We start from the raw sequence: 13,279 nt of genomic DNA on the forward strand, positions 1-13,279 counted from the left end.
CTTTACGATGTCAGAAAACACGCATCTTGCTGTCTATCCAGACTAGCAGGATGCGAAGTGATGTTTCGCGGACGACGGTGCAAGATCTCGGTGATCAAACCATCTGGTGGAGCCAGACGGGATCGAACCGACGACCTCATGCTTGCAAAGCACGCGCTCTCCCAGCTGAGCTATGGCCCCGTAACCAGAAGACGAATGCTCACTCGATGAAAGTGGTGGGCCTGGGAAGACTTGAACTTCCGACCTCACGCTTATCAAGCGCGCGCTCTAACCAACTGAGCTACAAGCCCCTAACGCATATCCCGTCAGGGACCGTGGGATCCTGCTTGATGCAGGCCCAGCGCGTGTTCGTCCGCGAAGAAAGAGAAACGAAGACGGCGAAATCCCGCCAATGCAGCTCAACGATCTGGCGATCTGTTGGCCACTGATGTTTCTAAAACGATCCGATAGTGAGCGTGAGCTCGCTGAAGGATCATCCTTAGAAAGGAGGTGATCCAGCCGCAGGTTCCCCTACGGCTACCTTGTTACGACTTCACCCCAGTCGCTGACCCTACCGTGGCCGGCTGCCTCCCTTGCGGGTTAGCGCACCGTCTTCAGGTAAAACCAACTCCCATGGTGTGACGGGCGGTGTGTACAAGGCCCGGGAACGTATTCACCGTGGCGTGCTGATCCACGATTACTAGCGATTCCAACTTCATGGGCTCGAGTTGCAGAGCCCAATCCGAACTGAGACGGCTTTTTGAGATTTGCGAAGGGTCGCCCCTTAGCATCCCATTGTCACCGCCATTGTAGCACGTGTGTAGCCCAGCCCGTAAGGGCCATGAGGACTTGACGTCATCCCCACCTTCCTCGCGGCTTATCACCGGCAGTCTCCTTAGAGTGCTCAACTAAATGGTAGCAACTAAGGACGGGGGTTGCGCTCGTTGCGGGACTTAACCCAACATCTCACGACACGAGCTGACGACAGCCATGCAGCACCTGTGCTCCAGGCTCCGAAGAGAGGGTCACATCTCTGCGACCGGTCCTGGACATGTCAAGGGCTGGTAAGGTTCTGCGCGTTGCGTCGAATTAAACCACATGCTCCACCGCTTGTGCGGGCCCCCGTCAATTCCTTTGAGTTTTAATCTTGCGACCGTACTCCCCAGGCGGAATGCTTAAAGCGTTAGCTGCGCCACTAGTGAGTAAACCCACTAACGGCTGGCATTCATCGTTTACGGCGTGGACTACCAGGGTATCTAATCCTGTTTGCTCCCCACGCTTTCGTGCCTCAGCGTCAGTACCGGGCCAGTGAGCCGCCTTCGCCACTGGTGTTCTTGCGAATATCTACGAATTTCACCTCTACACTCGCAGTTCCACTCACCTCTCCCGGACTCAAGATCTTCAGTATCAAAGGCAGTTCTGGAGTTGAGCTCCAGGATTTCACCCCTGACTTAAAGACCCGCCTACGCACCCTTTACGCCCAGTGATTCCGAGCAACGCTAGCCCCCTTCGTATTACCGCGGCTGCTGGCACGAAGTTAGCCGGGGCTTATTCTTGCGGTACCGTCATTATCTTCCCGCACAAAAGAGCTTTACAACCCTAGGGCCTTCATCACTCACGCGGCATGGCTGGATCAGGGTTGCCCCCATTGTCCAATATTCCCCACTGCTGCCTCCCGTAGGAGTTTGGGCCGTGTCTCAGTCCCAATGTGGCTGATCATCCTCTCAGACCAGCTACTGATCGTCGCCTTGGTGAGCCATTACCTCACCAACTAGCTAATCAGACGCGGGCCGATCTTTCGGCGATAAATCTTTCCCCGTAAGGGCTTATCCGGTATTAGCACAAGTTTCCCTGTGTTGTTCCGAACCAAAAGGTACGTTCCCACGCGTTACTCACCCGTCTGCCGCTGACGTATTGCTACGCCCGCTCGACTTGCATGTGTTAAGCCTGCCGCCAGCGTTCGCTCTGAGCCAGGATCAAACTCTCAAGTTGGACTTGAACTTTGAACCGGCTGATCACAACGTTTGACGAGGTCCCACCATTATCGACCGAAGTCGATGTGCTGCCCGCGATTCACATCGCTGGCAACGATGGTGTTTCCTTTAAAACGTGTACCGCCGAAGTCTTTCGTCCGGTCTCGATCAGAAAAGCCGAAGCTTCTCGGAAGCGAGACCCGCAAGGACTCCGCCGTCCACGTTTCTCTTTCTTCATCTTCACTTGTCAAACAGCCCGAGACCATGGAGGCCTCAACCTTCCTGAGAGGAAGGGTTCCGACACCCTTACCGACGATGGATGAACTCCAACCGACTGGTGTCGGCTGTTGTGTCACTCAACAAGGTGAGGAGCATCAGTGGCGCGTTCGCTCGCCTTGGTCAGTGACCCGGCGGCGCCGCGCTCAGTGGTTGGGGTTATAGGCCCCACCTTCCGGCCTGTCAACGCCAATCGTCAACAAATCGTCGCACAGCGGACCAGCGAGAAAACACCCACGATTCCAGCCATTTAGAAAGCCGCCGGGCACATCGAACGAGCCCGCCCGGCAAAAAATCTGAAAAAAAGTTTGCCCGCCGGCGGGCTCCGGAGGGCGCCTTGGAGCCCTCCCTGGCGGCCTCCCTCGGGGGCCCTCCTCCGCACTCCGCCACCCTGGGGGGCGCGCCGTCCCAAGCGCTGTCGGCCCCCGGCCAGACGCCCGCCTCCCCCGCTAGATGGGGCCCTGTCCCCCACCCCGCTCGAGCTCAGCCCGTGATCTCACGGGGGCCTTTACGGCGCGGCATTTAGGAAACTTTTTCCATATTTGGCGCCGTACTTGAGCCACAATCCCGCGGCGTTCTGATAAGAGACAAGCTTGAATCGCGGGGACGCCTGTGGGGGCTGCCGGCGATTTTCATGGGGTCAGAGGAAGGCGATGTTGCAAATGACGCGACCTTCCTTCGGCATTCGAAAGACATCGAGAGAGCTTTACCCGTCCAGCTGTTCGTAATTTCGGCCGGCCCCATCAAGGGGCTTTCTGGGCGCGGACAGTTGTGCGGCTTGCCTGCTCCGGCGATCCCCGTTCAAGAGGGCAGCCTGGGACAGGTTCGAAACCGGGCATCTTGGGTCGTTGAGTTGGGGGACTTGGGTTGAACCACAGGACGTCACGCGGCACTTACGGGCGTGAGACCGGGATCATCGATCTCGGCCACGAGCCGCCGCTGTCCGTCGATGGTTCTGAAGCCGCGGTGATCGACCGCCGCCGCGTCTCGGTGCAATGGTTCAGCGGGACAATTTTGACCGGACTCTGCGGCGCAGCCCTGATCGGCGGCGCCGTTTTCGCTTCGCTCGACGGCGAGATGACCTTCGCCAAGGTGCCGGAGCGGGTCGAAGGCGCGCTGCGCGGAGCATTCGGCGCCGCCGATCGTGCCGCCACGCTGCACAAGAGCGATCGCCTGCCGCCGCCGAGCGAATCCACCGCCTCGCGCAACGTGATGCGCGTTTCGACGGTTGCCCGCGTCGGCAACCGTGACGTGATGCGGGTGCGTCCGTTCGTGCGGATCGCCGGCAATCTGTCGATGACGACGAGCGATCTGTCGGCGAAGATCCCGCCGTTCAACGCCCAGCGCCTGCTGACCGATGTCGGCTCCGACCCGAAGACGGCGTCCGACGATCCCAACAATCCTGAAGCCGTCGAGCCCGACGCGGAAGTGTCCTTCGTCACCAAGGACCTGTCGCCGGTGCTGCCGAAGGCCAAGATTTCCGCGGTGGTGGCACTCGACGACATCCTGATGCGGGTGCGCGATGCCGCCAATTGGCGCGGCAATGGCGGGGTGCGCTACGCCTCGCTCGCCAACACGGCTGCCGACATCTCCGGCGCGACCGGCCCTTCCGACATCAGAACCGCCTACGCCGCCGAGGCCTCGCCGTCCGATCCCTATGCCGGCTTCGAGACGCGCGTGGTGCCGGAGAACGTCACGCTGCTGCCCAAGACCAAGGAGCAGATCACCGGCGGCAATCCCAACGGCGAACGCGTCCACATGGTCAAGAAGGGCGACAGCGTCGCCGGCGTGCTGCGCGATCTCGGCGCCAATGCCGACGAGATCAAGGCGATCACCGCGACGCTCGGACCGCGCGGCCGCGACGGCGGCCTGAAGGAAGGCGAGAAGCTCCGCATCCTGATGGCGCCCGCAAGCCCCGGCGCCCGCCTGCAGCCCTATCGCGTCGTGGTTGCAAACGACACGATGGTGGAAGCGATCGCGGCGCTGTCCGATCTCGGCAAATACGTCGCCGTCGACGTCTCCAGCATGAACACCGTCGCCGATACTGCGGCCAACGCCAGCAGCGACGACGACGATGACGATGACGGCTCCGGCGTGCGGCTCTACCAGAGCATCTACGAGACCGCGATGCGCAACAAGGTCCCGATGCCCGTCATCGAGGACATGATCAAGATCTACTCCTACGACGTCGATTTCCAGCGCAAGGTGCAGCCCGGAGATTCCTTCGACGTGTTTTACGCGGGCGAGGACGAGGGCGTGACCGCGACCGAGAAGAACGAGGTGCTGTTCGCCTCGCTCACCGTCGGCGGCGAGACCAAGAAATACTACCGCTACCAGAGCCCCGACGACGGCCTCGTCGACTATTACGACGAGACCGGCAAGAGCGCGAAGAAGTTCCTGGTCAGAAAGCCCGTCAACAACGCCATCATGCGCTCCGGCTTCGGCGGCCGCCGCCACCCGATCCTCGGCTACGTGAAGATGCATACCGGCGTCGACTGGTCCACCTCCTACGGCACGCCGATCTTCGCCTCCGGCAACGGCATGATCGAGAAGGCCGGCCCCGAGGGCGGCTATGGCAAGTACATCCGCATCAAGCACGCCAACGGCTACGAGACTGCCTACGGCCACATGTCGGCCTTCGCCAAGGGCATGGAGCCCGGCAAGAAGGTGCGACAGGGCCAGGTGATCGGCTTCGTCGGCTCCTCCGGTCTGTCGACCGGCCCGCACGTCCATTACGAGATCCTTGTCAACGGCCGCTTCGTCGATCCGATGCGCGTGAAGCTACCGCGCGGCCGTTCGCTGGAGGGCCCGATGCTGGCGAGCTTCGAGAAGGAGCGCGACCGGCTCGACGGCATGATGAGCGGCCGCGGCGGCGCCATCGCCCGCATGTCGGACGCCACCGGCGGGCCGCTGCAGGTCACCAACCGGTAAGCCGGCAACGCGCCGATATCGGCCGGCGTTTTCAAACAGAATTTCAAACGAGCACGCTACGCAGCGAGGCCGCTTCGCGGCGACACAACGTCAAGTTTTGTTTGCCAAAGCCGCAGGACGGGCGAATACTTTCCAAAAAATGGGAGGTCACGCCATGAGAAACAGGCTCGCCTGCGCAGCCCTGATTGCTGCGCTGTTCGCCACAACGAGCGCATCGGCCGACAGCTGGGAGGTCACGAGACTCGTGCCGGGCTCGGCATTCCATGGTGTGCACGGGCTCGGTGTCGACAAGGCCGGCCATTTGTTTGCCGGCAGCGTCGCGGGCGCTGCGCTCTACGAGGTCGACATTGCCGGCGGCAGCGCCAAGGTCGCGATCCCGGCACCGGTGGGGATGGCCGACGACATTGCGTTCGCACCCGACGGCACCATGGCCTGGACCGGCTTCCTCGCCGGCGATCTCTATGCGCGCAAGGGCGACGGACCGATCAAGAAGCTCGCGTCCGGGCTGCCCGGCATCAACTCGCTCGCCTTCCGCAAGGACGGCAGGCTCTACGCCACCACCGTTTTCCTCGGCGATGCGCTCTACGAGATCGACGTCGAGGGCGTCAAACCGCCCCGCCAGATCATGGAGAAGATGGGCGGCCTCAACGGCTTCGAGTTCGGTCCCGACGACAAGCTCTATGGTCCGCTCTGGTTCAAGGGCCAGGTCGCAAGGGTCGACGTCGACAAGGCCGAGCTGAGTGTCGTCACCGACGGCTTCAAGATCCCGGCCGCCGTGAACTTCGATTCCAAGGGCAATCTCATCGTGATCGACACCGCGCTCGGCCAGCTCGTCCGGGTCGATCCCAAATCGGGCGCCAAGACCATGGTCGCGCAGCTGAAGCCGTCGCTGGACAATCTCGCCATCGACGACAAGGACCGCATCTACGTCTCCAACATGGCCGACAACGGCATCCAGGAGGTCGATCCCGCGACCGGTCATGCCAAGCAGATCATCATCGGCAAGCTCGCTTTGCCCGGCGGCATCGGCGTCACCTCGGAGAACGGCAAGGACACGATCCACGTCGCCGACCTGTTCGCCTATCGCACGGTGGACGGCGTGACCGGCGAGGTCACCGAAAAGGCGCGCATGCACGCCGCTGGCACGACGCTCGAATATCCGATGAGCGCGACGGCGAAGGGCAACGACGTGGTCCTGTCGAGCTGGTTCACCGGCACCGTGCAGGTGATCGACGGCAAGACCGGCGCGACGCGCGACATGCTGCACGGCTTCAAGGCGCCGCATGACGCGGTCGTGCTCGCGGACGGCAGCATCCTGGTAGCCGAGCTCGGCACCAAGTCGCTGGTCAAGGTGAGCGGCGAGCACGGCAAGGATCGCACCACGCTGATCGGCGCGCTCGAGGGTCCGATGGGTCTCGTCCGCGGGGCCGGCGACGAGGTTTACGTCACCGAGGCTTTTGCTGGCATCATCTCCAAAATCAACAGCACCGGCGAAAAGACCGTGATCGCCAAGGATCTGAAGATGCCAGAAGGCATCGCGCGCACCGGCGACGGTAAGCTGATCGTCGCCGAAGTCGGCGCCAAGCGGCTGATCGAGATCGTGCCGGAATCCGGCAAGGTCACCGAAATCGCAGCCAATCTCCCGATCGGTCTGACCGGCGCCCCCGGCGGCTTGCCGACGCATATCCCCACCGGCGTCGCAGTCGGCGCGACGGGCGCGATCTACGTCAGCTCGGATGTCGAGAATGCGATCTACAAGGTGGTGAAGAAGTAGGAGCTACGTGCACGGGACTGGCGGGAACCGTCACGCCGGTTCCCCGGTTAGACGCTGACGGAAGCCAGCAGGAGGATCGCTCATGACGCGCCTCTCACGCGACGATGTCGTCAAGGCCGTGGACCGCGCCGATGACGTCACCATTGCCCAGATCATCGGGACCGGCGCGACCGCTGAGGAGCTTGCTGAGGCCCAGGCCTGGCTCGCCAACGATGAGCCGATGATCAACGATCTGCGCCCGCTGGCGCAGGGCCGGGTGCGCGAGCTGGTGGATATTTTGTCGGAGCTGGAGGAGGACGAGGAGGACGGCGTCGAGCCGCGCTCCGCCTCGGCCCCTGGCAACTAGCCAGACAGCAAAACAGGACGCCCCGGAGAGGTGACCCTCCGGGGCGGCTTTCATTTCAGATCCTCACCCTCCGGCTGGTTCACGAGATACTCGGACCGAGGTTCGAGGCCATGATGATCAGCATGTCGCGGAATCGACGGTACGGCCCTGGCCCTCGGCCAGCGGGCCGTCGCCGAGCGCCTGCAACAGCACGTTGAAGACGTTAACCCGCACGCACCCGTGCGAACAATTCCGACGGCATCATACCGAACATGTCGCGGAAGGCCGTGCTGAAATGCGCGGAGCTGGAAAAGCCCGCGTCATGCGCGGCCTCGGTCAGCGATTGGCCTTGTGCGACCGCCCGCGCGGCAGCGCCGATCCGGGACCAGATCCGGTAGCGGCGGAGCGGCACACCCGTGACGTCCTTGAAAAGATGCAGGAAGCGCGAGGACGAAAGTCCGGCCCTGCGGCCGAGTTCAGCAAGGGTGTGCGAACCGCTGGGCTGCTCGCGCATCCGCTCGATGGCGGCGGCAATTCTTGCATCTGGCTGCGGACTTGATCCGATCCCAAGCATATCGCGGGCTGCTTGCTGCGCGTCCTCAGATGCGAGGCGTCGCTCCGCGATGGCGCCAAACAGCGCGACGACCGACCTCTCGTCGATCATGTCGAACGCGGCCCTCGATCCGACCTCCTTCATTCGTGAGCGAAGCGCCTCGATATCGCGGCCGAGGGGATCGACATAGAGGAAGGCCATCCGTCCAGCATCGGTGCGGAGATGGTGCAGACTGTTGGGCATGATCAGCACGCTGCGGGTCTCGCGATAAGACGGTGAGCGCGCCCTCGGATCGTTAGCTACGCCTATCGCCCCGTCGAGCGCGACGGCCAGCACGCCGGTGGCATTGCGGTGGGGCGTCAGCCCGAAGGCTGGACCGAGATAGAGCACCCGCGCGTCCCAATCGAGCATCCGCGCCCTCTTTGGTCCGCCGCTGGGCGGCGTGCTGATAGCCAGTTCCTGAAAGCCGGAAGGCGAGGTCATGCCTCATCATAGCGCACCGGCACAGCGCTGCCGATGACCCGGGAGATCATATCGATGGACAGAGTTCTGGTAGACGACGCCGCACAAATCGCCGCTATCCGCGCCGCCGTGACGCGCTACGCGGCCGCCTGGCAGGCCGGTGACCGCGCCGCGATCGCCGCCTGCTACCACGATGAATTCATGCTGCACTATGCCGGCCATAATCCGCTCGCCGGCACTCACCGCGGCAAGGCGGCCGCGCTTGCCACTCTGGCCGAGGTCGCACGCCGCTCCAACCGAAAACTGCTCGCCATCGATGACGTCATGGCCGGGCCGCGGCGCGGCGCCATTCTCGCACGGGAATCATTCAGCCGGGACGGTCGCACGGCTGAATTGGAACGGTTGCTGGTCTATGCCGTGCGTGAAGGCCTGCTGAGCGAATGCTGGGTCTACGACCGCGATCAGGCAGTGGTGGACGCGTTCTTAGCGGATTGAAAACGCCCTCCGCGAGGTTGGCGCGGAGGGCGTGTATTTCATCAGTTCAGCTTCCGCTTCGCCACCGGCGCCTCGAACTGGGTGATCTCGGCGGTCTGCGGCGCCTTGCCGTTGAAGGTCAGCACATTGCCTTCGGACGAGATCGCGACATTGTCGCCATCCCTGACGTCGCCGGCGAGGATCATCTCGGCGAGCGGGTCCTGGAGGTAGCGCTGGATCACCCGCTTCAAGGGCCTTGCGCCGTAGGCGGGATCCCAGCCCTTGGCAGCGAGCCAGTCGCGGCCCGCGGCATCGAGGCTCAGCACGATCTTGCGATCGGTCAGGAGCTTCTGCAGCCGCGCGAACTGGATCTCGACGATGCGGCCCATCTCGCTGCGCTGCAGCCGGTGGAACAGGATGATCTCGTCGACGCGGTTGAGGAATTCGGGGCGGAAGTGCGCCCGCACCATTCCCATCACCTGCTCGCGCACGGCCGAGGTGTCCTCGCCCTCCGGCTGGTTCACCAGATATTCCGAACCAAGGTTCGAGGTCATGATGATCAGCGTGTTGCGGAAGTCGACGGTGCGGCCCTGGCCGTCGGTCAGGCGGCCGTCGTCGAGCACCTGCAGCAGCACGTTGAAGACATCAGGATGCGCCTTCTCGATCTCGTCGAACAGCACCACCTGGTAGGGTCGGCGCCGCACCGCCTCGGTGAGCGCGCCGCCCTCGTCATAGCCGACATAGCCCGGAGGCGCGCCGATCAGCCGCGAGACCGAGTGCTTCTCCATATATTCGGACATGTCGAGGCGGACCATCGCCGTCTCGTCGTTGAACAGGTACTCCGCGAGAGCCTTGGTCAGCTCGGTCTTGCCGACGCCGGTGGGACCTAAGAACATGAACGAGCCGGTGGGGCGGTTCGGGTCCTGCAAGCCCGCACGCGAGCGGCGCACGGCGGTTGCGACCGCACGCACGGCCTCGGCCTGGCCGACGACGCGCTTGCCGAGCTGCTCCTCCATCTTCAGGAGCTTCTCTTTCTCTCCCTCCAGCATCTTGTCGACGGGCACGCCGGTCCAGCGCGAGACCACCTGCGCGATGTGGTTGGCGGTAACAGCCTCCTCCATCATCTCGCCGGAATTCTCTTTAGCCTCGATGTCCGCGAGCTGCTTCTCGAGCTGCGGGATCCGTCCATAGGCCAGCTCGCCGGCCTTCTGGAATTCGCCGCGCCGCTGCGCATTGGCGAGCTCGACACGCAAGCCGTCGAGCTCGGCCTTCAGCTTCTGGGCGTCGGAGAGCTTGTTCTTCTCAGCGCTCCAGCGCGCCGTCAGCGCCGCCGACTTCTCCTCGAGCTCGGCCAGGTCCTTCTCCAGGGTCTGGAGCCGCGACTTGGAGCCGACATCGCTTTCCTTCTTCAGCGCCTCCTGCTCGATCTTGAGCCGGATGATCTCGCGGTCGAGCGAATCCAGCTCTTCCGGCTTGGAATCGACCTGCATCTTCAGCCGCGCCGCGGCCTCGTCCATGAGGTCGATCGCCTTGTCGGGCAGGAAGCGGTCGGTGATGTAGCGGTTGGACAGCGTCGTCGCCGCGACAAGCGCGGAATCGGTGATCCGCACGCCGTGATGCTGCTCATACTTGTCCTTCAAGCCGCGCAGGATCGAGATGGTGTCCTCGACCGAGGGCTCGCTGACGAAGATCGGCTGGAAACGCCGGGCCAGCGCGGCGTCCTTCTCGACGTGCTTCTGGTACTCGTCGAGCGTGGTCGCGCCGATGCAGTGCAGCTCGCCGCGCGCGAGCGCCGGCTTGAGCAGGTTGGAGGCGTCCATCGCGCCGTCGCCCTTGCCGGCGCCGATCAGCGTGTGCATCTCGTCGATGAACAGGATGAAGGTGCCCTCGCTCCCGGTCACTTCCTGCAGCACGGCCTTCAGCCGCTCCTCGAACTCGCCGCGATACTTCGCGCCGGCGATCAGTGCGCCGAGGTCGAGCGAAAGCAACTTCTTGTCCTTCAGGCTCTCCGGCACGTCGCCGTTGACGATGCGCAGCGCGAGGCCTTCGGCGATGGCGGTCTTGCCTACGCCGGGCTCGCCGATCAGGACGGGGTTGTTCTTGGTCCTGCGCGAGAGCACTTGAATCGTACGGCGGATCTCCTCGTCGCGGCCGATGACCGGATCGAGCTTGCCGTCGCGCGCAGCCTGGGTCAGGTCGCGGGCATACTTCTTCAGGGCATCATAAGCGTTCTCGGCGGTCGCAGAGTCGGCCGTGCGGCCCTTGCGCAGCGCCTCGATCGCCGCGTTGAGGTTTTGCGGCGTGACGCCGCCTTTGCTCAGGATGGTGCCGGCCTCGCTGGTCTTTTCCAGCGTGAGCCCGAGCAAAAGCCGCTCGACCGTGACGAAGCTGTCGCCGGCCTTCTCGCCGGCCTTTTCGGCCGCGTCGAAAGTGCGGGCCAGCTCGGGCGCGAGATAGATCTGCCCGGCACCGCCGCCGGAGACCTTCGGCACCTTGTTGAGGGCGTCCTCGGTCGCCTTCAGGATTGCACGGGAATTGCCGCCGGCGCGGTCGATCAGACCGGCCGCGAGCCCCTCATTGTCGTCCAGGAGGACTTTCAGGACGTGCAGGGTTGAGAACTGCTGGTGCCCCTCGCGCATCGCGAGCGACTGCGCGGACTGGATGAAGCCCCTGGAGCGTTCGGTATACTTCTCGATGTTCATCTTTTCTGTCCCTCGGCCTGCCCTCGGGGCCCTCTAAGGCACCCCAAACGGCATCTTCATTGGGTTTCCAATTACCGCATTGACGTTTCTCAACCGGTAACGGTCTTTTTTGCCGGCGTTGCCGCCGGCCTGGACCAGATGTGGGAAGCAGGTTGCGGATGCGAAAGAGGCTACTTCACAATTTCGTGCGCGGACGGGCGGGCTTGGCGATGGCGATCCGAATCCCTTAAGTAGCGGCATGACAGCCAGCCATACCGCCGAGATCACCGGCCTCTACCGCTACCCGATCAAGGGCTTGACGCCGGAACGCCTGTCGCACGTTCCTTTGCGGGTCGGCCAGACCCTGCCGGCCGACCGCCGCTACGCGATCGAGAACGGCCCGAGCGGGTTCGACCCCGAGACGCCCGAATGGAAGCCGAAAATCCAGTTTCTGATGCTGGCGCGCAATGAGCGGCTGGCCGCGCTCGACAGCCGGTTCGACGACGAAACCAACGTGCTGACCATCCGCAAGGACGGCCAGATCGTCGCCAGCGGCGATCTCGAGACCGCCGCCGGGCGCGCCGCCATCGAGGCCTATTTCACGGAGAACTTTCAGCCCGAGTTGAAGGGCCCGCCCAAAATTCTCTCCGGCCGCGACCACAGCTTCTCCGACGTCGCCCGCAAGGTCGTCTCCATCATCAATCTCGACAGCGTCCGCGCCATCGAGACCATGCTCGGCGGCGTCGCCGTGCATCCGCTGCGCTTCCGCGCCAATCTCTACGTGAAAGGCTGGCCGGCCTGGTCGGAGCTCGACCTCGTCGGCCAGACGCTCGCGATCGGGCAGGCCAGACTGAAGGTGATCAAGCGCATCGTCCGCTGCCCGGCCACCAATGTCGACCCCGAGACCGCCAAGCGCGATCTCGAAATCCCTCCCACGCTCTCGCGCCATCTCGGCCATATGGACTGCGGCATCTATGCCGAGGTGATCGCCGACGGTGACGTCGGCGTCGGCGATGTGGTGGCGGTGGAAGAGCCGAAGCTGCTGTGAGCTAACTCCGCTGCCGTAGGGTGGGCAAAGGCGCTCTTGCGCCGTGCCCACCATCTCGTCGAGCGGAGGGAGGTGGTGGGCACGCTTCGCTTTGCCCACCCTACGAGACCGTCGCTACAGCTCCACCGTCAGTTCGGCATCACATACGCATAAATCTTGCCGCGCGAGACCGGGGCTTCGCGGACTCGGTTGCCGTTGTTGCCGGAGATCATGATCGGATTGCCCTGCGCGTCGATGCCGGTGATGATGCCGACATGACCGCCGCGGCGGCCGCGCGACATCACGGCGATGGCACCGACCTGCGGTCCGGAGATGCGCGTGCCGTAGCGCGCGAACGAGCTCGCCATGTCGGAGCCGGTGCCCCGATGGCCGGTATGCTCCAGCACCATGTTCATGAAGCGCGCGCACCACAGGCGGCCGCGCCCGGTCGGATTGCCGCCGATATGGCGGCGTGCCTCGGAGACGAGACCCGATCCTCCGCTGAAGCCTCCGTTCATGCCGGCACCGCTGGCATTGGCATTCGGATCATAGCTCGCCTGGGTGTCGGCGAAGCCGCTTGCCTGCAATTGCGCCGCGCTGCGCTCGAAGCGCGAACTGCGGGCATGATGGGCATAGTGACGGTGGTGATGATGTCTGGCGTGATGCACGTAACCGTGCCGCTCTGCGCTATGACGATGATACGGCCGTGCCGAGGCCGGAGAAACGAACACGGCGAAGGCCGCGAAGAACAGCGCCAGCGCGACAACACAACGCGACAGGCGAGACGCAAACAACTCGAACATTCTTCATCCTTCTTGACACCC

The 13,279-nt window shown here is 63.6% G+C and carries 8 protein-coding genes, 2 tRNA genes, 1 rRNA gene and 1 pseudogene; 5 read left to right on the forward strand and 7 right to left on the reverse strand.

All coding sequences use genetic code 11. The annotated features are described in order from the left end of the window. Positions 1–104: 104 nt before the first annotated feature. The 3 genes from N2605_RS31605 to N2605_RS31615 form a co-directional block, all read right to left on the reverse strand. A tRNA-Ala gene (locus N2605_RS31605) sits at positions 105–180 on the reverse strand. 33 nt (positions 181–213) lie between these two features. Further along, positions 214–290 (reverse strand) — tRNA-Ile (locus N2605_RS31610). 192 nt (positions 291–482) lie between these two features. Continuing rightward, a 16S ribosomal RNA gene (locus N2605_RS31615) occupies positions 483–1,971 on the reverse strand. Positions 1,972–3,095: 1,124 nt separating this feature from the next. Here N2605_RS31615 and N2605_RS31620 point away from each other — a divergent pair. The 3 genes from N2605_RS31620 to N2605_RS31630 all read left to right on the forward strand — a co-directional run bounded on the left by N2605_RS31620 (position 3,096) and on the right by N2605_RS31630 (position 7,279). Further along, positions 3,096–5,159 carry a M23 family metallopeptidase gene (locus N2605_RS31620; RefSeq protein WP_260344834.1) on the forward strand — a complete coding sequence of 688 codons (2,064 nt, stop codon included), beginning with the start codon at positions 3,096–3,098 and terminating at the stop codon, positions 5,157–5,159. Positions 5,160–5,313: 154 nt separating this feature from the next. After that, a complete protein-coding gene (locus tag N2605_RS31625) occupies positions 5,314–6,933 on the forward strand; it encodes a Vgb family protein (protein WP_260344835.1) in 1,620 nt (539 codons plus the stop codon). Between the two features lie 82 nt (positions 6,934–7,015). Next, positions 7,016–7,279, forward strand: coding sequence for a hypothetical protein (locus N2605_RS31630; protein ID WP_035996955.1), 264 nt, complete (start codon positions 7,016–7,018; stop codon positions 7,277–7,279). 59 nt (positions 7,280–7,338) lie between these two features. Here N2605_RS31630 and N2605_RS31635 read toward each other — a convergent pair. Together N2605_RS31635 and N2605_RS36410 are read right to left on the reverse strand one after the other, a co-directional pair. Beyond that, positions 7,339–7,483, reverse strand: a pseudogene (locus N2605_RS31635) (AAA family ATPase); the annotation flags it as partial. Further along, on the reverse strand, positions 7,482–8,294 hold the full coding sequence (locus N2605_RS36410; RefSeq protein WP_311735346.1) for a helix-turn-helix domain-containing protein: 813 nt from the start codon (positions 8,292–8,294) through the stop codon (positions 7,482–7,484). The pseudogene N2605_RS31635 and the gene N2605_RS36410, both read right to left, overlap by 2 nt. Positions 8,295–8,348: 54 nt before the next feature. Here N2605_RS36410 and N2605_RS31645 point away from each other — a divergent pair, with 54 nt between their 5' ends. Continuing rightward, positions 8,349–8,768, forward strand: coding sequence for a nuclear transport factor 2 family protein (locus N2605_RS31645; RefSeq protein ID WP_225140787.1), 420 nt, complete (start codon positions 8,349–8,351; stop codon positions 8,766–8,768). 41 nt (positions 8,769–8,809) lie between these two features. Here the strand turns inward: N2605_RS31645 and clpB are convergent, their stop codons facing one another. Beyond that, positions 8,810–11,449, reverse strand: coding sequence for an ATP-dependent chaperone ClpB (gene clpB, locus N2605_RS31650; protein WP_035996950.1), 2,640 nt, complete (start codon positions 11,447–11,449; stop codon positions 8,810–8,812). Positions 11,450–11,687: 238 nt separating this feature from the next. On the opposite strand from clpB, the gene N2605_RS31655 reads away from it, so the two are divergent. Then, a complete protein-coding gene (locus N2605_RS31655) occupies positions 11,688–12,476 on the forward strand; it encodes an MOSC domain-containing protein (RefSeq protein ID WP_260344838.1) in 789 nt (262 codons plus the stop codon). Between the two features lie 128 nt (positions 12,477–12,604). Here the strand turns inward: N2605_RS31655 and N2605_RS31660 are convergent, their stop codons facing one another. Then, positions 12,605–13,258 (reverse strand): TIGR02594 family protein, encoded by a 654-nt coding sequence (locus tag N2605_RS31660; protein WP_036040398.1) that lies wholly within the window; start codon positions 13,256–13,258, stop codon positions 12,605–12,607. Positions 13,259–13,279 lie beyond the last annotated feature (21 nt).

This window comes from Bradyrhizobium yuanmingense (assembly GCF_025200905.1).
GTDB classification, from domain to species: Bacteria; Pseudomonadota; Alphaproteobacteria; order Rhizobiales; family Xanthobacteraceae; genus Bradyrhizobium; species Bradyrhizobium yuanmingense.